This is a genomic window from Limnohabitans sp. (assembly GCF_031539175.1).
Classification (GTDB): Bacteria; Pseudomonadota; Gammaproteobacteria; order Burkholderiales; family Burkholderiaceae_C; genus Limnohabitans.
On sequence record NZ_JAVKLQ010000059.1, the window covers coordinates 41,541 to 63,698 of the forward strand.

A 22,158-nucleotide genomic window follows, 5' to 3' on the forward strand; every position below is an offset into this window, starting at 1 on the left:
GGCACTCCGTCACCGATAGACCGCTTGCTTAACCGGGTCGTTTCATTTGGCAGCTGGTGGGCGTGCTGGCCACATAAGCTTCAAACGTTTTCACCGGTGCCAATGTCATGCCGGTATTTTCTGGGCTGTAGGGGTACTTTTTGTCCGCCTTTTGCCACACGGCCAAATACAAAGGTTGCTGCAATTGGTGGTCGGCTTTGCGCATTTCAACTTCGCCGTTGAAACTGTTGAACTTCATGCCTTCAAGTGCTGCAGCCACTTTGACAGGGTCGGTCGATTTGGCTTTGGCCATCGATTGCCCCAAGGCGTTGAACACATGCACCACGGCGTTGGTGTAGAAGTCGTCTTTGAACTTGGCATTGAACTCAGCCGCCCATTTGTCGTTTTGACCACCCATGTTGTAGTGGGCATAGCCAATTTGATACACACGGCCTTCGCCACCTTTGCCCAATGCGGTGGGGGTGCCCGTCACGCTGGTGTAGTAGGTGTAGAACTTGCCGGTGTAGCCGCCTTCGTTGGCCGCTTTGACCAGCAAAGCCAAGTCCGACCCCCAGTTGCCTGTGATCACGGTGTCTGCGCCAGACGCTTTGATCTTGGCAATGTACGGTGCGAAGTCGCGCACTTGGGCCAAGGGGTGCAGGTCTTCACCGACGATTTGCACATCAGGACGCTTGCGGGCCAAGTTCTCTTTCGCGTACTTGGCGACTTGGTGGCCGTGCGAATAGTTTTGGTTGAGCAAATAGACTTTCTTCACGTCTTTTTGATCGGCCATGAAGGTGGTCAACGCTTCCATCTTCATGGAGGTGTCGGCATCAAAGCGGAAGTGCCAGTAGCTGCACTTGCTGTTGGTGAAGTCAGGGTCCACGGCGGCGTAGTTCAGGAACAAGATTTCCTTGCCGGGGTTGCGCTCGTTGTGTTTGTTGACCGCTTCGATCAAGGCACCCGCGACCGAAGAGCCGTTGCCTTGCACGATGTAGCGCACACCTTGGTCCATGGCGGCTTTGAGGGCGTTCAAGCTTTCAGCGGGGCTGAGCTTGTTGTCGAACGGCACCATTTCAAACTTGACCTTGGCGGGGTTGGTCGCATTGAATTTTTCAGCGAAAAACTGGAACGACTTGATTTGGTTGGAGCCAACGGGGCCCATCAAACCGGAGAGTGGATCGATCCAGCCAATTTTGACTGTCTCGCCAGCTTGCGCAAAAGCTGAGACGCCAGCGGTCACCAAGACGGCGGTGGCGATGAGGTTGCGTGCAAATTTCATGGTTGTCTCCTTAGAAGTTTTAATGCCAGTGAAAGCGTACAAGGTTTGTTTTCAGCACACGCAAGGGATTGCCCTAGACACTATCTCGCGTGTGACTGAAAACAGCCTTTTAAAGGGTGGGCAACACGTAGTCTTTGAGTTGCTCACGCAGTTTGGTTTTGAGCAGCTTGCCCGTTGCGCCGATGGGAATGCTGTCAACAAACACCACGTCATCGGGGATCTGCCATTTCGCGGTTTTACCTTCGTAAAAATGCAGCAATTCTTCGCGCGTCACTTGGCCATCTGGCTTTTTCACCACCACCACGATGGGGCGCTCGTCCCACTTGGGGTGCTTCACGCCAATGCAAGCAGCCATCAGCACGGCGGGATGCGCCACGGCAATGTTTTCGATGTCGATGGAGCTGATCCATTCGCCGCCTGACTTGATGACGTCTTTGCTGCGATCGGTGATTTGCATGAAGCCATCGGCGTCGATGGTGGCCACATCGCCGGTGGGGAACCATTCCAAACCATTGGCGTCTTTCACCAACGGGCTGCCGCCCTCACCTTTGTAATAGTTGGCCACGACCCACGGGCCGCGCACCAACAAATCGCCATAGGCTTTGCCGTCGTGCGGTTGTTCGTGGCCAGCGTCATCGATGATCTTCATGTCCACGCCGTAAATGGCGCGGCCTTGTTTGAGCAAAATTTTCATTTGCTCGTCTTTGGGCAGGTTCAGGTGCTTGTTTTTCAAAGTGCAAAGCGTGCCCAAAGGACTCATTTCGGTCATGCCCCAAGCATGCAAGACCTCGACGTTGTAGTCGTCGCGGAAGGCGTTGATCATGGCCGGTGGACAGGCTGAGCCGCCAATGACGGTACGGTTCAATTTGGAGAAACGCAAACCTTGTGGCTTCATGTGCGTGAGCAACATTTGCCAGACGGTGGGCACACCGGCAGCAAAGGTCACGCCTTCCCCCTCAATCAATTCATAAATCGACTTGCCGTCCATGCCCGAGCCTGGGAACACCAGCTTAGCGCCCGTCAACGCCGCGCTGTAAGGAATGCCCCACGCGTTGACGTGGAACATGGGCACAACGGGCAAGATGGCATCACGTGCGGAAATGCACATCACGTCCGGCATGGCGGCAGCATAAGCGTGCAAGGTGGTCGAGCGGTGGCTGTACAACGCCGCTTTGGGGTTGCCTGTGGTGCCGCTGGTATAGCACATGCTGGAAGCCGAGTTTTCGTCAAACACGGGCCAGGTGTAGGTGGTCGCTTGCTGGCCCATCCAAGACTCGTAGCTCATCAAGCCGGGAATGCCGGTGTCGGCGGGCAGTTTGTCAGCATCGCACAGCGCAATCCACTGTTTGACGGTCGGGCATTTGCTGTGCACGGCTTGAATGATGGGCAAGAACGTCATGTCAAAACACAACACTTGGTCTTCGGCGTGGTTGGTGATCCACGCGATTTGGTCGGGGTGCAAACGGGGGTTGATGGTGTGCAGCACACGGCCACTGCCGCTGACGCCAAAGTACAACTCCAGATGGCGGTAGCCGTTCCAAGCCAAAGTGGCGATGCGGTCGCTGAAGGCCAAATTCATGCCATCTAACGCATTGGCCACTTGGCGCGAACGACGCGCCACGTCAGACCAGGTGTAACGATGGATGTCGCCTTCCACGCGGCGCGACACGACTTCGCCATCGCCGTGGTGGCGATCGGCGTACTCGATCATGTTTGAAATCAACAAAGGTTGGTCTTGCATCAAACCCAGCATGGGGGGAACTCCTGTCAAACGATAATTTTTCGCACGATCGTGCTTTTTGTGAATCCATTGTGCCCAGAGTTTTTGACGATTTCGGGATGGCCTACGAAAAACAAGCCTATGGAATACCCTAGACAATTCATCGATGACTTACGCCGACCCCGACTCTTTTGTGGCACCGCTTGACCTGCCGTGGCGACCTGCCAACGCATCGGGTTTGACCCAGCTTGGCCCCCAGTTTGCGACGCCCACCGCACCCACGGCCTTGCCAGCCGCACATTGGGTGGCGCGTAACGAACTGTTGCGGAGCGATTTGGGTTTGCCCCGTGATTTTTGGACGCACCCAGAAACCCTTCAGGCGCTGACCGGCAACTTGGTTTTAGCGGGTAGCGCCCCCTATGCGAGTGTGTACAGCGGGCATCAATTCGGGCAATGGGCGGGGCAATTGGGCGACGGACGTGCCTTGAGTTTAGGGGACATCGACACCCCTTTGGGTCCCCAAACCCTGCAACTCAAAGGCGCAGGACCGACGCCCTACTCACGCCGTGGCGATGGACGCGCCCTGTTGCGCTCCAGCATTCGCGAGTATTTGGCCAGCGAAGCCATGCATGGCTTAGGCGTCGCCACCACTCGCGCACTTTGTGTGACGGGTTCACCCGGGTTTGTGCGTCGCGAAGAGGTCGAAACCGCCGCTGTGGTGACCCGCACTGCGCCAAGTTTTGTGCGTTTTGGACACTTTGAACACTTCGCCTCCAACGGTCAGACCGACGAACTTCGAGCGCTGGCTGATGCGGTGGTGGCCCAGCACCTGCCCAGTTTGCAGGCGTTGCAAGGCCCTGAGCGCTACACAGGGCTGTTGCACGCCGTCACACAAAGCACGGCGGCACTGATGGCGCAATGGCAAGCCGTGGGCTTTTGCCATGGGGTGATGAACACCGACAACATGAGTGTGCTTGGACTGACGCTCGATTACGGACCTTTCCAATTTTTAGACGCCTTTGACCCCAGCCACATTTGCAACCACTCGGACCACCAAGGGCGCTATGCCTATGCGCGTCAGCCACAAGTCGCGTATTGGAATTTATTCTGTTTGGGCCAAGCCCTGATGCCGCTCATTGACGAACAAGCCCCAGCCTTGGCTGCTTTAGAAAGTTACAAAGAAGCTTTTCCCGCTGCGCTGGATGCGCGCATGCGCGCCAAACTCGGCTTGCAAACGGCCAACGACGGCGACCGCGGTCTGGTGGAAACCTTGCTCAAAGCCATGCACCAAGACCGTGTGGACTACACCGTTTTTTGGCGTCGCCTCAGCCACGCCGTGGGGGAATCGACCACCTTGGCACACGCCTTCGACCCCGTGCGCGATTTGTTCTTGCACCGCGAGGTGTTGGATCAATGGCTCACGCAATATCTCGCCCGCTTAGACCTCGACCACACGGCCAGCGGCACGGGCGAAGGGGTGGCCACATCACGCGCAGCCCGAAGTCAGGCCATGTTGCAGGTGAACCCTAAATTTATTCTGCGCAACCATTTGGGGGAATTGGCCATTCGGCAAGCCAAAACTGGCGACTTTGCGATGGTGCAAGACCTGTGTGACGTGCTGCATCACCCGTTTGATGAACATCCGGCCTTTGAAGCTTGGGCCGGTCTTGCGCCAGAATGGGCGTCATCTATTGAAATCAGTTGTTCCTCATGACCACACCCAAAACCGAACAAGAATGGCGCGAACTGCTGGCCGCTAAACATGCCGAACCTTTGGCCTTTGAAGTGACCCGCAAAGCCGCCACGGAGCGCCCTTTCACGGGCAAATACGAAGACCACTGGGCCGCAGGCACTTACCACTGCATTTGTTGCGGCAACAAACTCTTCGAAGCCGACACCAAGTTTGATGCGGGTTGCGGCTGGCCGAGTTTTCACACCGCTGCGGATGCCAGTGCCATCACCGAACACCGGGACACCAGCCACGGTATGACCCGTGTTGAAACCGTGTGTTCCCAATGCGAGGCGCACCTCGGCCATGTGTTCAACGACGGCCCTGCCCCCACAGGCTTGCGCTATTGCATGAACTCGGCCTCGTTAGACTTCGTGCCCAAAGACTGAACCCGCTCTATGAAATTACTGCTCGACTTTTTCCCAATTATTTTGTTTTTTGGCACCTTCAAAGCGTTTGGCATCATGGCGGCCACGGCCGTTGCCATCGTTGCCACCTTGGGACAAATTGCTTGGTTGTGGCGCAAAAACGGGTTGGTAGAGCCCATGCAATGGGTGAGCCTTGGCGTCATCGTGGTGTTTGGCGGCGCCACGCTGTTGACCCAAGACGAAACCTTCATCAAATGGAAACCCACCGTCTTGTACTGGTTGATGGGCAGTGCTTTATGGGTGGGCCATTACGTGTTCAAGCGCAACTTTTTGCGCCAACTGATGGGCGCACAAATTGAATTACCACCCCACGCATGGCTTGTTTTGCTGCACAGCTGGGCATGCTTCTTTGCGGTCATGGGATGTCTTAACTTGTGGGTGGCCAATCACTTTGACACCGACACGTGGGTGAGCTTCAAACTCTTTGGCGGTTTGGGCTTGATGCTCGTGTTTGTGGTGATTCAAGGGATGTACATGAGCCGCTTTGTGCAAGAAGCGCCTGAAGATAAGCCATGAATATCTCTGCACAAGCGCTGACGCAGCGATTACAAGAACGCCTTTCGCCCGCTTTTGTTGAAGTTTTGGACGAAAGTGCTGCCCATGCAGGCCATGCAGGGGCCGATGGCACGGGTCAAGGTACCCACTTTCGGGTACGTATCCAAAGCGACGTTTTCACAGGTAAATCACGGGTTTCGCGCCATCGCCTTGTGTATGATGCATTGCAAGAATTCATAGACCAAGGCTTGCACGCTTTGGCCATCGAAGTCATCGAAACCCAACCGGATTGAGACCCCTGACATGAAAAAACAAATGATTTGGACCGCTGTTGCCGCCGCCGCGCTGACTGCATTGAGCATGGGCGCTTCTGCGCAAAACATCGCCATCGTCAATGGCAAAGCTGTGCCCAAGACACGCGTTGAGGCCCTGATGCAGCAAGTCGCTCGCTCGGGTCGTCCGATCACACCTGAGGTGGAAGCCCAGGTCAAAGAAGAAGTCATTGCCCGCGAAATCTTCATGCAAGAAGCCCAAAAGCGCGGCTTGGATGCGACTGACGATTACAAAGCTCAAATCGAACTGGCCCGTCAAACGATTCTGATCCGCGAGTTGTTCGCCGAATACCAAAAAACAGCCGCTGTGACCGATGCAGACGTGCAAGCTGAATACGACAAATTCGTGGCTGCCAACGGCGGTAAAGAGTACCGCGCACGCCACATCTTGGTGGAAACCGAAGACCAAGCCAAGGCCGTCTACGCCAGCCTGAAAAAAGGCGCTAAGTTTGAAGACTTGGCCAAGAAGATGTCCAAAGACCCAGGCTCAGGTGCCAATGGTGGCGATTTGGACTGGGCGGCGGCAGGCAACTTCGTCAAAGAGTTCTCGGACGCCATGGTGGCTTTGAACAAAGGCGAAACAACACCCGCCGCGGTGAAGAGCCAATTTGGTTTCCACATCATCCGTTTGGACGACGTGCGTGAAGCCCAGTTGCCCAAGTTGGAAGAAGTGAAGCCTCAAATCACCCAACAAATGACACAGCAACGCATGGCCGCTTTCCAGCAAGAATTGCGCGCCAAAGCCAAGGTCGAATAATTCACCTTTGCGCCATACACACAGCGGCCTTCGGGCCGCTTTTGTTTTTTTAGATAATTCACGCCATGTCTTTGCTCAACCACCAACTCGAACTGCTTGCCCCCGCACGTGATGCCGACATTGGCATTGCCGCACTTCACCACGGCGCAGATGCGGTCTACATTGGCGCCCCCGCCTTTGGTGCACGAGCCAGCGCCACCAACACGCTGCAAGACATCGAACGCTTGTGCAAAGAAGCGCACCGATTCAACAGCAAAATCTTCATCACCCTCAACACGATTCTGCGTGACGATGAATTAGAAGCCGCCCGCAACATGGCGTGGGACGTGTACCACGCAGGCGCCGATGTGCTGATCTTGCAAGACATGGGTTTGTTAGAGCTGGATTTGCCTCCCATTCAGTTGCACGCCAGCACACAAACCGACATTCGCACTCCCGAGAAAGCGCGCTTCTTGCAAGACGTTGGCTTTTCGCAAATTGTGTTGGCGCGTGAGTTGACGCTGCCGCAAATCAAAGCCATTCACGACGTGCTCGATGCTGAACGCTGCAACTTAGAGTTCTTTGTGCACGGCGCGTTGTGCGTGGCCTACAGCGGCCAATGCTTCATCAGCCATGCGCACACAGGGCGCAGTGCCAACCGAGGTGACTGCAGCCAAGCCTGCCGCCTGCCCTATCACGTCACCGATGCACAAGGCCGCTTCATCGCCCACGACAAGCATGTGCTCTCGATGAAAGACAACAACCAAAGCGAGAACTTAGCCGCCTTGGTGGATGCGGGTGTGCGCAGCTTCAAAATCGAAGGCCGGTACAAAGACATGGCCTATGTGAAGAACATCACCGCGCACTACCGCGTGTTGATGGACGAGCTGATTGAAGCGCGTCAATATTCAACAGACCCCGAGCGCCCACCGCTCAGCCGCGCATCCAGCGGCAACACCACGCTCTACTTCACACCCAACCCCGAGCAAAACTTCAACCGCGAATTCACCGACTACTTTGTGCAAGGCCGCAAAGAAGACATTGGCGCGTTTGACTCGCCCAAGAACCCGGGCATCGTGTTGGGTGAAGTCATGGGCACCGGGCCCAACTGGCTCGAAGTGCAGCCCTACGATAAAGCCGCTGTGCTGCACAACGGTGACGGCTTGTGCTACTACGACCTGCAAAAAGAGCTGGTGGGTGTGGCCATCAACCGTGCTGAAGCCACCGCCAAAAAAGGCGTCTGGCGCTTGTTTCCCAAAGACCCCATCGAAGGCTTTCGCGATTTGCGCGCAGGCATGGTCATCAACCGCAACCGCGACATGGACTGGGTGCGTGGCTTAGAGAAAACCTCCAGCGAGCGCCGCATGGGCGTCTGGCTGGCGTTTTCTGAAACACCCCAAGGCTTTGCGCTGAGTCTGACCGATGAAGATGGTCACACGGCAACAGCCACCCTCACCTGTCCAAAAGAACTCGCCAAAGACGCGGTGCGCAACGATGCCAGTTTGCGTGAGCACTTGCGCAAATTTGGCGCCACGGCCTTTGACGTGTTGAATCTGCAACTCACCCTCAGCCAGCCTTGGTTTGTGCCAGCCTCTTCTCTGAACGCGCTGCGACGTGATGCCGTTGATCAGTTGGAACAAGCGCGCTTGGCCGCCTATCAACGGCCTCTACGTGCAGCCGCCGTTGAGCCACCTGTGAACTACCCCGAAGATTCGCTCACTTATTTGGCCAACGTCTACAACCAAAAAGCACACGACTTCTACGCCAAGCATGGCGTGAAAGTGATTGAGGCTGCGTACGAAAGCCACGAAGAGTTGGGCGAAGCCAGCTTGATGATCACCAAACACTGCGTGCGCTTCAGCATGAGCTTGTGCCCCAAACAAGCCAAAGGCGTCACCGGTGTGCAAGGCACCGTGAAGGCTGAGCCTCTGATGCTCATCAACGGCAGCGAAAAACTCACCCTGCGTTTTGACTGCAAGCCCTGTGAGATGCATGTGGTGGGCAAGATGAAAAAGTCGGTGCTCAATCAGCGTGTGAAAGAGATGACCGAAATGCCGATGACGTTCTTCAAAACGCGTCCAATCGCCAAGGTGACGGGCTGAAGGCTTTGGTATTTCAGCAATAAATCAATCAAAGTAACTTCAAGGGTATTTGCTAGTTACAAGGTAGTATTTGGCTGACATGATGATTTCATGACCACCATCTCACACGAAAGCCATGCATTTTCAGGGGTTTGGGCCAGCGTTCCCACCCCCTTGAAAGCAGACTTGAACATTGACCTGATCCGGTTGAATTCACACATTCGAACACTTTTTGCCAAAGGCGTGCACGGTGTCTTGTTGTTTGGAGAAATGGGCGAGGGGTCTTTGTTTGATGTGGATGAAAAACTCACGGCGCTTGCATATTTGATCGCCCAAGGTATTCCTGCAAACGCCATCATGCTGAGTGCCAGTTGCACCAACATGAACGACTCACTCAAGTTGATCCAGCAGGCGCTCCAGCATGAAATCCATGGCGTCACAGTGATGCCGCCGTCTTATGAACAAGAGATCAGTGAGCAAGGTTTGATCGACTACGTTGATCAGCTCATTGGACGCGTGAACCAACCGAACTGGCGCTTGTATTTGCTTCTGAATGCTCAAAAAATAAGCATGCCCGATGCGGTCATTGAAGATTTGCTACGCAAACATCCCAACCACATCGTCGGCATGATTGATGAGGGGGCCAACCCCACGCACACGCTTGATCTGTTGAAGTCGTTTGGTGACAAAGTGGACATTTCTTCCACCCATGAAATGAACCACAAGCTTCTGAAGTCACGCGGCGTTGTCTCGCCGTTGGCCAATCTTTTGCCGCGCGTCATCATTGGCATGAGCACATCGGCTTCTCAAACACAGGCGCACAGCGTTCCGGGCTTGAAAGTCAAACAAGGCGATGAACGGGTGCAAGAGTTGGTCACTTTGCTGGGTAAATACCCCAGCACCCTCGCGATGAAGTTCATACTGTCCATCATTTACCGTGATGCGGATTGGGCAAGATCAAGACCGCCTCTGGGTGAGCTCCCCTTGGCCTCGCGTGAATATTTCAATAAAGCCATGAAGGCCTTTAATCTGAACACGTCTGAAGAGTGATGTTTAAAAGCCCCAAAAGGATGCCGCATGGACTTTTCAAATAGCTGGTACGTCATCGAGCGCAACAACAGGCTCGAAGTCATGTCGCATGAAGACTTCGTGGCCTTGCATCCCGCGAACTGTCAGATGTTCCAGAACTATCAAAACCGATCCGGAGCCATGTCAGAAATGAGACGTTTGGTTCAAAACGAAATCAAAGCTGCCAGCGCAAAAATCCAACTCATGGAAACCCGATTGACGAAGTCATATTGATTGAATTTGCAGATTCAGGATTTACGCCATTTATCAAAGGAGCGGCTGTCGCTTACAAGCGCGGCCCAAAACGGCTTCTAGTTGTGCTTTGCGCAGCGGTTTGGCAAGGAAGGCATTCATGCCCGCATCCATCGCACGTTGTTCGGCATCATTCATCACGTCAGCCGTCAGCGCCACGATAGGCACTTGCGAGCGTGGCGTGGGTAATTCGCGAATGTGGCGCGTGCTGGTCAGTCCGTCCATCTCTGGCATGTGAATGTCCATCAGCACAACGTCAAAGTCTTGTGAACGGGCCAAATCCAAGGCTTTCAGTCCATCCTCCGCAAACGTCACTTGGTGCCCCATGGTTTGCAAGAGCATGCCAACCACTTTGCGGTTGATCGGGTGGTCTTCGGCCACCAACACCTGAAGCGGCTCTTGAGGCTGTAAATCAGAGCGGATCGGCTGGTGAGCGACCAAAATCGGCACCAATGGCGACGCCTGTGGTTTGGGGGGCGCAGCTTGCAACATGACCAATTCAAAACAGAAGCACGAGCCATGGCCTAAACGGCTGGTCACGGTCAAGTCGCCGCCCATCAGTCGGGCCAAAGCGCGCGATATTTCTAAACCCAGACCTGAACGATTCAAACCCATATCGCCCGAAGGCATGTGCTGAAACAAGCCATGCATGGTTTCAGCGCTCATGCCGATGCCGGTGTCTTTGACGTCGATGGTCCAATGCATGCGTTTGTCATGCAGCTTGACACGTGCCTCGATGTGAATGCTGCCCGACTCCGTGTACTGGATGGCGTTGCTGAGCAGTTTGTACAAAATTTGCCGCACGCGTGTGGGCGCCGTGGCGACCCATTGCGGCGTGTGCACATCGCCCTCTAAATAAAACGCCAAGTTTTTTTGGTTAGCCATGCAGCGCATGAGTCGGAAAACATCCTGAAGCAAGGCCGCCATATCCACCGGCTCGGAATGAATATTGAGCTGACCTGCTTCCAAGGCCGACACTTCCAAAATGTCGTTCAGCAAACGCAGCAAATGTTCGGCGCTGTTTTTGGTCGTTTCGATCAGATCTTGTTGCTGTGGATCGAGTTGGGTTTTGTCCAACAAACTCAGCATGCCCAACATGGCATTAAATGGTGTTCGCAACTCATAGCTCATGTTGGCGAGGAACTGACTTTTCCCTCGGTTGCTCGACTCGGCTTGGTGCGTTGCCTTGAGTTGATCTTCGTAGTTACGCGTTTGCATCGCGTAAGCCTGTGCTTGCTGCCGTTGGTTTGCCAACAATGCCCAAATCGCTATGCCCCAGAGCAGCAGCTGGCACATTCCCAAAGTCCAGATCCGAGGCGCTAGGTGAAGTTGTGTGGCGGACGCGTTGGCGTGTATCAGTTCACCCGTCAACGTCAGCTGCATGCTGGTGATGACACCCAGGACCAATAGCCAAGCCAATGCGATCAGAGGTAAGCCCCACAGGAAACGAGGGTGTCCCAATGCCTCGCCGGGCTGAAGCCTAAACGACGCCATCAATTTGTCAATATTTGCCTTGATGTTTAGACAGTGTTGTTTCAAATTGATACCTCTCGCCATCCATGTTGGGAAAGGTTGAATTTTAATTGATTTAAGTCAACTTATGTATTAATAATTATTGACGTAAAGCATTAATCTTTGAGGCTGATATTTCCTAATGAATTTATCAATTAACCCACTTGCGCGCATTGCGCCACATGCGCATCCAAGGGCTGAACGCGTCAATGCCACCCGAAGCAGCCAAGTCTGTCCAGCTCATTTGCACGTTGCGGAACACGCGTTCGGGGTGCGGCATCATGGCGGTGAAGCGACCATCGGCGGTGGTGACAGCGGTCAAGCCACCTGCACTGCCGTTGGGGTTGAACGGATAGGCTTCGGTCGCTGCGCCGTGGTTGTCCACAAAGCGCATGGCGGGCAACACTAGGGCTGCATTGCCGCGTGTTTGGAAGTTGGCAAAGCCTTCGCCGTGTGCCACAGCGATGGGCAAACGCGCACCGGCCATACCCGCGAAAAACAAAGAGGGCGATTCCAACACTTCCACCATCGAGAGGCGCGCTTCAAAGCGCTCGCTTTGGTTGGTGGTGAAGCGAGGCCAGTGTTCAGCGCCAGGAATGATGTCGGCCAACTCGGCAAACATCTGACAGCCGTTACACACGCCCAAACCAAAGGTGTCGGTGCGTGCAAAGAACTGCTGCATTTGCTCAGACAACAGGGGGTTGAACGTGATGCTGCGTGCCCAGCCGATGCCGGCACCCAAGGTGTCGCCGTAGCTAAAGCCACCGCACGCCACCAAGCCTTTGAAGTCTTGCAGCTTGGCGCGGCCGGTTTGCAGGTCGGTCATGTGCACGTCATACGCGTCAAAACCGGCTTCGGCAAAGGCGTAGGCCATCTCGATGTGTGAGTTGACGCCCTGCTCGCGCAGCACGGCCACTTTGGGTTTGGCGGCCACGTTGATGAAGGGTGCGGCCACGTTGTCGGTGATACCGGCTGGCAAATGCACATGCATACCGGGGTCGGTGAGGTTGCCAGCGGCAGCATGTTCTGCGTCAGCGCATGCAGGGTTGTCGCGCTGTTGGCAAATCTTCCAGCTCACGCTGTCCCACACTTGATGCAGGTCGGCCAGCTTGGCGGTGAAGACTTCTTTGGTGTCGCGCCACACGCTGATGGCGCCTTTGCCATGGTCTAACGCCGCCGATGCGGGACGCGTTTTGCCAACAAAGTGGCTGTGCTTGGACAAGCCATGCTCGCGCAGGGTTTGCATCACCTCGTTACGCTCCGACGTGCGCACTTGCAGCACCACGCCCAGCTCTTCGTTGAACAAGGCTTTTAGCGTCAGTTCTTCGCGGCGTGCGCTCACCTGTGAGGCCCAGTTCTTGGTGTCGCCATATTCGGCACGGCTGTCGTTGATGCCGTCGCCTTCGGTGATGAGCATGTCTACATTCAGCGCCACGCCCACTTGGCCTGCGAAGGCCATTTCGCACACGGCCGCCATCAAGCCGCCATCGCTGCGGTCGTGGTACGCCAAAATTTTTCCTTGCGCGCGCAAGGCGTTGACGGCATTGACGAGCTTGACCAAGTCTTGCGCATCGTCGAGGTCTGGCACTTGGTCGCCTGCTTGGTTCAGCACTTGGCCCAAGATGCTGCCTGCCATGCGGCGCTTGCCCTCGCCTAATTGCACCAAGACCAAGGTGGTGTCTTCGATGTTGTTGAGCTGCGGCGTGAGCGTGCCACGCACATCGGGGATGGACGCAAACGCGCTGATGATCAAGCTCACAGGCGAGGTCACTTTTTTGGTGTCGCCGTTTTCGCTCCACTGCGTGCGCATAGACAAACTGTCTTTGCCCACGGGAATGGAAATGCCCAAAGCTGGGCACAGCTCAAGACCGACAGCTTTGACGGTGTCGTAGAGCGCAGCGTCTTCACCGGCTTCGCCGCAAGCGGCCATCCAGTTGGCGCTGAGCTTGACGCGAGACAATTCAAACGGCGCAGCCAACAAGTTGGTGATGGCTTCAGCCACAGCCATGCGGCCTGAGGCGGGTGCGTCGAGTGACGCGAGCGGTGTGCGTTCGCCCATGCTCATGGCTTCACCGGCGAAGCTTTGGTAGTCGGCCAAGGTCACGGCAACGTCAGCCACTGGCACTTGCCACGGGCCGACCATTTGGTCGCGATGCGTCAGGCCACCCACGGCGCGGTCGCCAATGGTGATGAGGAAGCGTTTGCTGGCCACCGTGGGGTGGCTCAGCACGTTGATGACTGACTCTTGCAAGCTCACGCCAGTCAAGTCCATCGGGGCGCTGGTGCGTGCTACGCGTGTGACATCGCGGTGCATCTTGGGTGGTTTGCCCAGCAGCACGTTCATGGGCATGTTGACTGCCACCCCCACGCTCCCCACTTCGTGTGATTCGCTGCCCCCCGTGGGGGCGCTTAAGTGGTGTGCCAACGTTGCATCTTCATTGGCAACGGTCAAGTGGCGCTCTTCGGTGGCCACGCCCACCACTGCAAACGGGCAACGCTCGCGCTCGCAGAAGGCTTTGAATTGCTCCAGCGACTCTGGCGCAATGGCCATCACATAACGCTCTTGGCTTTCGTTGGACCAAATTTCTTTAGGGGCCAAGCCCGACTCTTCGAGAGGCACAGCGCGCAAATCAAAGCGTGCGCCACGGCCTGCGTCGTTGGTGAGTTCTGGAAACGCGTTGGACAAACCGCCCGCGCCCACATCGTGAATGGCGAGGATGGGGTTGGCCGCGCCTTGCGCCCAACAATGGTTGATCACCTCTTGCGCACGGCGCTCAATCTCGGGGTTGCCGCGTTGCACCGAGTCAAAGTCCAGCTCTGCCGCGTTCGTGCCGCTGGCCATCGAGCTGGCGGCGCTGCCGCCCATGCCAATACGCATGCCAGGGCCACCGAGTTGAATCAACAAGCTGCCTGCGGGGAACTCGATCTTCTTGGTTTGTTCGCTGTCAATCACGCCCAAGCCACCCGCAATCATGATGGGCTTGTGGTAACCGCGTGTCACGCCAGCCACGTCTTGCTCATACTCTCGGAAGTAGCCAGTCAGGTTGGGACGGCCAAACTCGTTGTTGAACGCGGCGCCGCCCAAGGGGCCTTCGGTCATGATTTGCAAAGGGCTGGCCATGTGCGAGGGGCGGCCCAGTTGGCTGTCCCACAGCTTCGACACGGTGAAGCCAGACATACCGGCTTTGGGCTTGGAGCCTCGGCCTGTTGCGCCCTCGTCGCGAATCTCACCGCCATTGCCGGTAGAGGCACCGGGGTATGGCGAAATGGCGGTGGGGTGGTTGTGGGTTTCGACCTTCATCAACACATGGTTGGTGGCTGATACTTTGCTGTACTGAGGCAGGTCTTTGCCATTGTTGGTGGCTAAAAAGCGCTCGACTTTGTGACCTTCCATGATGGAGGCGTTGTCCGAATACGCCACTACCGTGTATTGCGGGCTGGTTTTTTCAGTGTGGCGAATCATGCCAAACAGGCTGTGCGATTGCGCTTCGCCGTCAATGGTGAACTCGGCATTGAAAATCTTGTGGCGGCAGTGCTCGCTGTTGGCTTGCGCGAACATCATCAGCTCTACATCGGTGGGGTTGCGCTTGAGCTGCGTGAAGGCATTCACCAAATACGCAATCTCGTCCTCGGCCAAGGCCAAGCCCCAACGGGTGTTGGCGTCGTGCAAAGCGGCCTCGCCGCCTTGGAGCACGTCCACTTGTTCCATGGGTGCGGGGTGCAGTTCGGTGAACAAGCCCAGCGCCTCGTCGCGTGTGCGCATGACAGACTCGGTCATGCGGTCGTGCAACACATCGGCGACCGCCATCAACTGCTCAGGTGTGAGCGTGGCTTTGCTCAGCAAGCCGTCTTTGAGTTGGATGTGGAACTCGGTGATGCGCTCAATGCGCTTGAGCTGCAAACCGCAGTTGTGCGCAATGTCAGTCGCCTTTGAAGCCCAAGGCGACACTGTGCCAAAACGTGGTGTAACGACCAGCAAAGTGCCTTGTTGCAAACCGTGGGCAGGCTCGCCGTAGGTCAACAAGGCAGCCAATGTGTTTTGCTGTTCCGCACTCAAGGCCGCGTCACTGGCCGACACATGCACAAAACGTGCGCTCAAGCCTTTGATTTGGGGAGAAATGGCCGCCAAACGTGGCAAAAGCTGTTGAACACGGAAATTGCTGAGGGCGTTGCCGCCTTCGAAAATGCTGAGGTGCAGGGACACGAGGGAGCCTTGAGAAAAAGACGGGAATCGGTTCGAGCCGGGCCGCTGACTGGGGCTGGTCGGCAAAGACAAGATTTTACGTGTCTGGCGCGGCACATTTGTACACAATATCTACATGGAACAAGGTGTTGTTGCGTGAATGGGATAATCACACTCATGACCATCTCCATCAAAGACGCCCAAGGCGCACAAGGCATGCGTATCGCGGGCAAACTGGCCTCCGAAGTTCTCGATTTCATCACCCCGCACGTGGTGCCGGGCGTGACGACCAACCAGCTCGACAAGCTGTGCTACGACTTCATCACGCAAGTTCAGCAGGCCATCCCCGCGCCGCTGAACTACAACCCCAGCGGTGACAACCCCTACCCCAAGTCGATTTGCACCTCGATCAACCATCAGGTGTGCCACGGCATTCCCAATGACAAGCCACTGAAAAAAGGTGACACGGTCAACATCGACATCACCGTCATCAAAGACGGCTGGCACGGCGACACCAGCCGCATGTTCTCGGTGGGCGATGTGTCCATTGCGGCCAAGCGTTTATCCAAATTGACCTACGAAGCCATGTGGCACGGCATTGTCAGGGTCAAGCCCGGTGCGCGTTTGGGCGACATTGGCTTTGCGATTCAGCGTTTTGCAGAAGGCCACGGCTTCTCGGTGGTGCGCGAATTTTGTGGCCACGGGATCGGCCAAGTCTTCCACGAAGAACCGCAAGTGCTTCACTACGGCAAAGCGGGCACTGGCGAAACGCTGCAAGCCGGCATGACCTTCACCATCGAGCCCATGATCAACGCAGGCAAAAAAGACATCAAAGAGCTGGGCGATGGCTGGACCATCGTCACGCGCGACCACTCCTTGTCGGCCCAATGGGAACACACCATCCTCGTCACCGAAACTGGCTACGAGGTGTTGACCCTCTCCGACGGCAGCCCCGCCCTGCCCGAATTCGTCACCACCACCTGCTGCTAAAAAAACGCTATGAACGCCTTGGCTAACCTTTACAGGAAGGACAAGGCTGCTTTGCTGCTCGACGCGTCCAACCGCTCCACCGCCACCCGCAGCGTCCGTGGTTTGCTGCACAAGCTCTGCAGCTTGACCGACGACACACTGCGCAAACTCTGGCTCAACGCAGGTTTCGACAACTCGCTCTGCCTGGCTGCCGTAGGCGGCTATGGCCGTGGTGAGTTGTATCCCTACTCGGATGTGGATGTGCTGCTGCTGTTGCCCGAAGGCGTGTCGCCCGAGCAGGACGAGGGGCTCAAAACCAAGATCGAAGCGTTCATCGGCAGTTGCTGGGACACAGGCTTGGAAATCGGCTCCAGCGTGCGCAACGTGGACGAGTGCATCCACGAGTCGTCGGCGGACATCACGGTGCAAACGTCCTTGCTGGAAGCGCGTTTGATTGTGGGCAGCGCCGACTTGTTCAAGACGTTTCAAACCCGTTTTGAGCAAGCCATGGACCCACAGGCTTTCTTTGTGGCCAAGACCTTGGAGCTGCGTCAGCGCCACACCAAGTTTGAAAACACGCCCTATTCGCTCGAACCCAACGCCAAAGAGTCACCCGGTGGCTTGCGCGATTTGCAAGTCATTTTGTGGGTGGCCAAAGCGGCAGGCTTAGGCAACAGTTGGGACGAATTGGCGCGCAAAGGCTTGGCCACGCCTTTTGAGGCCCGTCAACTCAAACGCAACGAAGACACATTGGCCCTCATCCGCACCCGCTTGCATTTGGCCGCGAAGCGTCGTGAAGACCGCTTGGTGTTTGACCTGCAACACGCCGTGGCGAAAAGCTTGGGGCTGGGTCTGGAAGAAGACGGCAGTTTGAACGCCCGTGTGGCCAGTGAAGCGCTGATGAAGCGCTATTACTGGGCGGCCAAAGCGGTGACGCAGCTGAATCAAATCTTGTTGCTCAACATTGAAGAGCGCATTCACCCCTCTGGCCACGAACCGCGCCTGATCAACGAACGCTTTGCCGACAAGGCCGGCATGCTCGAAGTCACCAGCGACGACCTGTATCAGTGCGAACCCCACGCTATTTTGGAAACCTTCTGGTTGTACGAGTCGACAGTGGGCATCAACGGTTTGTCGGCCCGCACCTTGCGCGCGCTGTACAACGCACGCAGCGTGATGGATGGCAAATTCCGCGCCGACCCGATCAACCGCGCCATGTTCATGCGCATCTTGCAAGCGCCCAGTGGCATGACGCACGCCATGCGTTTGATGAACCAAACCTCCGTGCTGGGCCGGTATTTGTGGGCCTTCCGACGCATCGTGGGGCAAATGCAGCATGACCTGTTTCACGTCTACACCGTCGACCAACACATCTTGATGGTGCTGCGCAATGTGCGCCGCTTCTTCATGGCCGAACACGCCCACGAATACCCGTTTTGCTCGCAATTGGCGGCGGGCTGGGACAAGCCTTGGATTTTGTTTGCCGCTGCTTTGTTCCACGACATCGCCAAAGGCCGTGGCGGCGACCATTCGCAACTCGGACGGGGTGAAGTGCGTAAGTTCTGCCGCGACCACAGCATCGACAAAGCCGACGCACAGCTGATCGAGTTCTTGGTGGGCGAGCACTTGAGCATGAGCCACATCGCACAAAAACAAGATTTGAGCGACACCGACATCATCCAAGCCTTTGCCCAGCGCGTAGGCAACGAGCGCAACTTGACCGCGTTGTATCTGTTGACCGTGGCCGACATTCGCGGCACCAGCCCCAAAGTGTGGAATGCGTGGAAAGGCAAGTTACTCGAAGACCTGTACCGCTACACCTTGCGTGCTTTGGGCGGCCGCGCCCCCGATGCCGATGCCGAGGTCGAAGCGCGCAAACGTGAGGCACTCACCATGTTGGCGCTCTACGCATTGCCTTTTGAGGCCCACAAAGATTTGTGGAGTACCTTGGATGTGGGCTACTTCATGCGCCACGACGCCACCGACATTGCATGGCACACGCGCCAGTTGTCGCGTGGTTTGTTCACGGCCAAAAAAGAAGATCGAACCATGGGCGTGACCGTGCGCGCCCGCTTATCGCCTGTCGGCGAAGGCTTGCAGGTGATGGTGTATTCGCCCGACCAAGCCGATTTGTTTGCCCGAATTTGCGGCTACTTCGACCAAGCGGGCTTCAACATCTTGGATGCCAAAGTGCACACTGCCACCAACGGCTACGCGCTCGACACCTTCCAAGTCGTGACCTCTTTGACGCAAGAGCACTACCGCGACCTCATCAACATGGTGGAAACGGGGTTGACCGAAACCTTGGAGCTTGCCAAGCCTTTGCCAGCCGTGGGCCGTGGCCGCGTGTCGCGCCGCGTGAAAAGCTTCCCCATCGCGCCGCGTGTGTCGTTGCAACCGGATGAGCGCGCGCAAAAGTGGGTGCTCAGCATTTCGGCCAGCGACCGTGTGGGTTTGCTCTACAGCGTTGCGAGGGTTTTGGCAAACCACAAAGTGAACTTGTTGCTGGCCAAAATCAGCACCTTGGGCGAGCGCGTGGAAGACACGTTCTTGATCGACGGCGCTGTGCTTCAACAAAACAAAGCACAGCTAGAGATTGAAACAGAGCTGTTGGCCGCGTTGCAGGCGTAAACAAGAACGGGGCTTAGAAAGCCCCGTTTTTTATGCGCTTAGCGGTCAATCGTCCGTGTCATCGAGCCCTGGGAACAACACATCTGTGTACCCAAAACGCGAAAAATCGCGCACCCGCATGGGATAAAGCACGCCAATGAGGTGGTCGCATTCGTGCTGCACCACCCGAGCATGAAAGCCTTCCACCGTGCGATCAATCGGGTTGCCCAATGGGTCAAAACCTTGGTAGCGCAAACGTTTAAAACGAGGTACCACAGCTCTTAGGCCCGGCACGGACAAACAGCCTTCCCAGCCCTCTTCTTCCTCGTCACCCAAGGGCGTCAGCAAGGGGTTGATCAGCACGGTGTACGGCACCACAGGCGCATCGGGGTAACGTGGGTTGACCTCGCCTGAGCCAAACACCACCACTTGCAAATCCACACCCATTTGCGGCGCCGCCAAGCCCGCGCCGTTGGCCGCGATCATGGTGTCGTCGAGGTCTTGCAGCAAGGCATGCAGCGCTGGCGTGTTGAAGGCGGTCACGGGTTGCGCCACGCGCAGCAAACGCGGGTCGCCCATTTTTAAGATGTCACGAACGGCCATGTGTGTGTCCTTTATTCGGGCGCTGGCACGGCGTCAGCCGCTCTGCCTGCGTGAGAGGCGACCAAGGCCAACAAGCCCGCTTCGTCCAACACCGGTACGCCCAAGGCTTGCGCTTTTTCGAGCTTACTGCCCGCCTCAGCGCCTGCGACCACGCAGTGGGTTTTCTTACTCACGCTGCCCGCCACTTTGGCACCCAAGGCTTCGAGCATGTCTTTGGCCTCGTCTCGGCTGAGGGTGGGCAAGGTGCCGGTCAGCACAAAAGTTTGGCCTGCCAAGGGCAAGCTGGCACCCGCGGTGGGCGCGCCCTCTTCCCAATGCACACCGTAGGCTCGCAGTTGCGCCACCACCTCTCGGTTGTGGGGTTGATCAAAGAAAGTGCGGATGCTTTGCGCCACGATGGGTCCGACATCGGCCACTTGCAACAGCTGGTCCAGCGTGGCGTCCATGATGGCGTCGATGTTGCCAAAGTGCCGTGCCAAGGCTTTGGCGGTGGCCTCACCCACATGGCGAATGCCGAGCCCGAAGACAAAGCGCGGCAAGGTGGTGTGTTTCGATTTTTCGATACTCAGCAACACGTTGTTGGCTGACTTTTCGGCCATGCGGTCCAGCGACACCAAGGCGTTGAAGTCCAAGCGGTAAATGTCGGGCAAGGTGTGAATCACACCGGCGTCGACCAACTGCTCGACCAGTTTGTCCCCCAAGTCTTCAATCTCCACCGCGCGGCGATGGGCAAAGTGCAGGATGGCCTCTTTGCGCTGTGCGCTGCAAAACAAGCCTCCCGTACAGCGGTAATCGGCTTCGCCCTCTTCGCGCACGGCCGCGCTGCCGCAGACGGGGCACACATGCGGCATGGTGAAGATTTGCGCTTCATGCAAACGCTTTTCGGCAATGACAGACACCACTTCGGGAATCACATCGCCCGCGCGGCGCACCACCACGGTGTCGCCGACCCGCACATCTTTGCGGCGGGCTTCGTCTTCGTTGTGCAGGGTGGCGTTGGTGACGGTCACGCCGCCCACAAACACAGGCGCGAGCTTGGCCACGGGCGTGAGTTTGCCCGTGCGCCCGACTTGCACCTCAATGGCGAGAACGGTGGTGAGTTCTTCTTGCGCGGGGTATTTGTGCGCCACAGCCCAGCGCGGTTCGCGGGTGACGAAGCCCAATTGACGCTGCCAATCGAGGCGGTTCACTTTGTAGACCACCCCGTCAATGTCGTAGGGCAGCGCATCACGGGCTTGGCCCATGCGCTGATGAAAACCGACCAAACCTGCGGCACCTTGCACGCAAGCGGTTTGCTCGGCCACAGGAAAGCCCCAAGCTTTGAGTGTCATCAGCAACGCGTAATGCGTGGCAAAGGTGGGGCCGCCATCGGCCTCGGGCGTGATGTCGCCCAAGCCGTAGGCAAAGAAGCTCAAAGGTCGTTGCGCGGCGATGTTGGGGTCCAGCTGACGCACCGCACCTGCGGCCGCATTGCGTGGATTCACAAAGGTTTTTTCGCCCTTTTCGCCTGCCGCTATGCGGGCACGTTGGCGCTCGTTCAGGGCCTCAAAGTCGCCTCGGGCCATGTAGACCTCGCCACGCACTTCAAGCACCTTGGGCGCGCTGTCGGGCAAGCGCAGCGGAATTTGGCCAATGGTGCGAATGTTTTGTGTGACGTCTTCCCCCATTTCGCCATCGCCACGCGTGGCCGCTTGCACCAGCACGCCGTTTTCGTAGCGCAGGCTCATGGCCAAACCGTCAAACTTCAACTCGGCCACGTACTCGACCAGCGGGTCCGCATCGGTCAGGGCCAACTCTTTGCGAATGCGGGTGTCGAAGTTTTCAGCCCCGGTGGCCTCGGTATCTGTTTCGGTGCGAATGCTCAACATGGGCACGACATGGCGCACGCTGGCAAACACATCCAACGTTTTGCCACCCACGCGCTGCGTGGGTGAATCGGCGGTGATCAGTTCGGGGTGCGCGGCTTCAAGCGCTTGCAGTTCGCGGAATAAGCGGTCGTATTCGGCGTCGGGCAGCGTGGGCGCGTCCAACACGTAGTACAGGTGGCCGTGGTGATGCAGCTGCGCACGCAACGTGGCCGCTTTGGCGGCCAAGTCGGTGGCAGGGTTTGGCTTCGGGGGATTCGGGTCGGCAGCAAAGTCGCTGCCAAACAAGTCAGCGGTCGTCATGCTGAACAACC

16 protein-coding genes are annotated in these 22,158 nt (G+C 56.8%); 10 read left to right on the plus strand and 6 right to left on the minus strand.

All coding sequences use genetic code 11. The features are described from left to right. Positions 1-28: 28 nt before the first annotated feature. A complete protein-coding gene (locus tag RMS95_RS10670) occupies positions 29-1,261 on the minus strand; it encodes a branched-chain amino acid ABC transporter substrate-binding protein (RefSeq protein ID WP_310646017.1) in 1,233 nt (410 codons plus the stop codon). A 109-nt stretch (positions 1,262-1,370) separates the two neighbouring features. Next, positions 1,371-3,014 (minus strand): 3-(methylthio)propionyl-CoA ligase, encoded by a 1,644-nt coding sequence (locus RMS95_RS10675; protein WP_310646019.1) that lies wholly within the window; start codon positions 3,012-3,014, stop codon positions 1,371-1,373. A 133-nt stretch (positions 3,015-3,147) separates the two neighbouring features. On the opposite strand from RMS95_RS10675, the gene RMS95_RS10680 reads away from it, so the two are divergent. The 8 genes from RMS95_RS10680 to RMS95_RS10715 all read left to right on the plus strand — a co-directional run bounded on the left by RMS95_RS10680 (position 3,148) and on the right by RMS95_RS10715 (position 10,084). Continuing rightward, the gene (locus RMS95_RS10680) at positions 3,148-4,695 is read left to right on the plus strand and encodes a protein adenylyltransferase SelO family protein (RefSeq protein ID WP_310646021.1); all 1,548 of its coding nucleotides are present in this window, start codon (positions 3,148-3,150) and stop codon (positions 4,693-4,695) included. Beyond that, complete coding sequence (gene msrB / locus RMS95_RS10685) at positions 4,692-5,099, plus strand: peptide-methionine (R)-S-oxide reductase MsrB (protein ID WP_310646022.1); 408 nt, start codon at positions 4,692-4,694, stop codon at positions 5,097-5,099. Before RMS95_RS10680 ends, msrB begins: the two co-directional genes overlap by 4 nt. Positions 5,100-5,108: 9 nt before the next feature. Continuing rightward, positions 5,109-5,654, plus strand: a complete 546-nt coding sequence (locus tag RMS95_RS10690) for a septation protein A (protein ID WP_310646024.1) — start codon at positions 5,109-5,111, stop codon at positions 5,652-5,654. Then, positions 5,651-5,926: a BolA family protein gene (locus tag RMS95_RS10695; protein WP_310646026.1), complete on the plus strand. Its 276-nt coding sequence runs from the start codon at positions 5,651-5,653 to the stop codon at positions 5,924-5,926. Before RMS95_RS10690 ends, RMS95_RS10695 begins: the two co-directional genes overlap by 4 nt. Before the next feature lie 10 nt (positions 5,927-5,936). Continuing rightward, positions 5,937-6,722 carry a peptidylprolyl isomerase gene (locus RMS95_RS10700; protein WP_310646028.1) on the plus strand — a complete coding sequence of 262 codons (786 nt, stop codon included), beginning with the start codon at positions 5,937-5,939 and terminating at the stop codon, positions 6,720-6,722. A 65-nt stretch (positions 6,723-6,787) separates the two neighbouring features. Beyond that, positions 6,788-8,803, plus strand: coding sequence for a U32 family peptidase (locus tag RMS95_RS10705; RefSeq protein WP_310646030.1), 2,016 nt, complete (start codon positions 6,788-6,790; stop codon positions 8,801-8,803). Positions 8,804-8,893: 90 nt separating this feature from the next. Next, positions 8,894-9,832: a dihydrodipicolinate synthase family protein gene (locus tag RMS95_RS10710; RefSeq protein ID WP_310646031.1), complete on the plus strand. Its 939-nt coding sequence runs from the start codon at positions 8,894-8,896 to the stop codon at positions 9,830-9,832. A 27-nt stretch (positions 9,833-9,859) separates the two neighbouring features. Beyond that, the gene (locus RMS95_RS10715) at positions 9,860-10,084 is read left to right on the plus strand and encodes a hypothetical protein (RefSeq protein WP_310646032.1); all 225 of its coding nucleotides are present in this window, start codon (positions 9,860-9,862) and stop codon (positions 10,082-10,084) included. 33 nt (positions 10,085-10,117) lie between these two features. On the opposite strand, the gene RMS95_RS10720 is transcribed toward RMS95_RS10715, so the two are convergent. Continuing rightward, on the minus strand, positions 10,118-11,320 hold the full coding sequence (locus RMS95_RS10720; protein WP_310646034.1) for a response regulator: 1,203 nt from the start codon (positions 11,318-11,320) through the stop codon (positions 10,118-10,120). A 445-nt stretch (positions 11,321-11,765) separates the two neighbouring features. Further along, positions 11,766-15,818, minus strand: coding sequence for a phosphoribosylformylglycinamidine synthase (gene purL / locus RMS95_RS10725; protein ID WP_310646036.1), 4,053 nt, complete (start codon positions 15,816-15,818; stop codon positions 11,766-11,768). Between the two features lie 156 nt (positions 15,819-15,974). Between purL and map the strand changes: the two genes are divergently transcribed. Next, a complete protein-coding gene (gene map / locus RMS95_RS10730; RefSeq protein WP_310646038.1) occupies positions 15,975-16,787 on the plus strand; it encodes a type I methionyl aminopeptidase in 813 nt (270 codons plus the stop codon). Between the two features lie 9 nt (positions 16,788-16,796). After that, complete coding sequence (locus RMS95_RS10735) at positions 16,797-19,397, plus strand: [protein-PII] uridylyltransferase (protein WP_310646040.1); 2,601 nt, start codon at positions 16,797-16,799, stop codon at positions 19,395-19,397. Between the two features lie 45 nt (positions 19,398-19,442). Here RMS95_RS10735 and def read toward each other — a convergent pair whose 3' ends face one another. Both def and ligA read right to left on the minus strand, forming a co-directional pair. Beyond that, positions 19,443-19,979, minus strand: a complete 537-nt coding sequence (gene def / locus RMS95_RS10740) for a peptide deformylase (protein WP_310646042.1) — start codon at positions 19,977-19,979, stop codon at positions 19,443-19,445. 11 nt (positions 19,980-19,990) lie between these two features. Continuing rightward, the gene (ligA, locus tag RMS95_RS10745) at positions 19,991-22,147 is read right to left on the minus strand and encodes an NAD-dependent DNA ligase LigA (RefSeq protein WP_310646044.1); all 2,157 of its coding nucleotides are present in this window, start codon (positions 22,145-22,147) and stop codon (positions 19,991-19,993) included. Between the last annotated feature and the right edge of the window lie 11 nt (positions 22,148-22,158).

Excerpts from the sequence above, each read along its gene's own strand:
- RMS95_RS10670 (WP_310646017.1), bottom strand. The coding sequence starts at position 1,261 with ATGAAATTTGCACGCAACCTCATCGCCACCGCCGTCTTGGTGACCGCT.
- RMS95_RS10675 (WP_310646019.1), bottom strand. The coding sequence starts at position 3,014 with ATGCTGGGTTTGATGCAAGACCAACCTTTGTTGATTTCAAACATGATC.
- RMS95_RS10680 (WP_310646021.1), top strand. The coding sequence starts at position 3,148 with ATGACTTACGCCGACCCCGACTCTTTTGTGGCACCGCTTGACCTGCCG.
- msrB (WP_310646022.1), top strand. The coding sequence starts at position 4,692 with ATGACCACACCCAAAACCGAACAAGAATGGCGCGAACTGCTGGCCGCT.
- RMS95_RS10690 (WP_310646024.1), top strand. The coding sequence starts at position 5,109 with ATGAAATTACTGCTCGACTTTTTCCCAATTATTTTGTTTTTTGGCACC.
- RMS95_RS10695 (WP_310646026.1), top strand. The coding sequence starts at position 5,651 with ATGAATATCTCTGCACAAGCGCTGACGCAGCGATTACAAGAACGCCTT.
- RMS95_RS10700 (WP_310646028.1), top strand. The coding sequence starts at position 5,937 with ATGAAAAAACAAATGATTTGGACCGCTGTTGCCGCCGCCGCGCTGACT.
- RMS95_RS10705 (WP_310646030.1), top strand. The coding sequence starts at position 6,788 with ATGTCTTTGCTCAACCACCAACTCGAACTGCTTGCCCCCGCACGTGAT.
- RMS95_RS10710 (WP_310646031.1), top strand. The coding sequence starts at position 8,894 with ATGACCACCATCTCACACGAAAGCCATGCATTTTCAGGGGTTTGGGCC.
- RMS95_RS10715 (WP_310646032.1), top strand. The coding sequence starts at position 9,860 with ATGGACTTTTCAAATAGCTGGTACGTCATCGAGCGCAACAACAGGCTC.
- RMS95_RS10720 (WP_310646034.1), bottom strand. The coding sequence starts at position 11,320 with ATGCAAACGCGTAACTACGAAGATCAACTCAAGGCAACGCACCAAGCC.
- map (WP_310646038.1), top strand. The coding sequence starts at position 15,975 with ATGACCATCTCCATCAAAGACGCCCAAGGCGCACAAGGCATGCGTATC.
- RMS95_RS10735 (WP_310646040.1), top strand. The coding sequence starts at position 16,797 with ATGAACGCCTTGGCTAACCTTTACAGGAAGGACAAGGCTGCTTTGCTG.
- def (WP_310646042.1), bottom strand. The coding sequence starts at position 19,979 with ATGGCCGTTCGTGACATCTTAAAAATGGGCGACCCGCGTTTGCTGCGC.
- ligA (WP_310646044.1), bottom strand. The coding sequence starts at position 22,147 with ATGACGACCGCTGACTTGTTTGGCAGCGACTTTGCTGCCGACCCGAAT.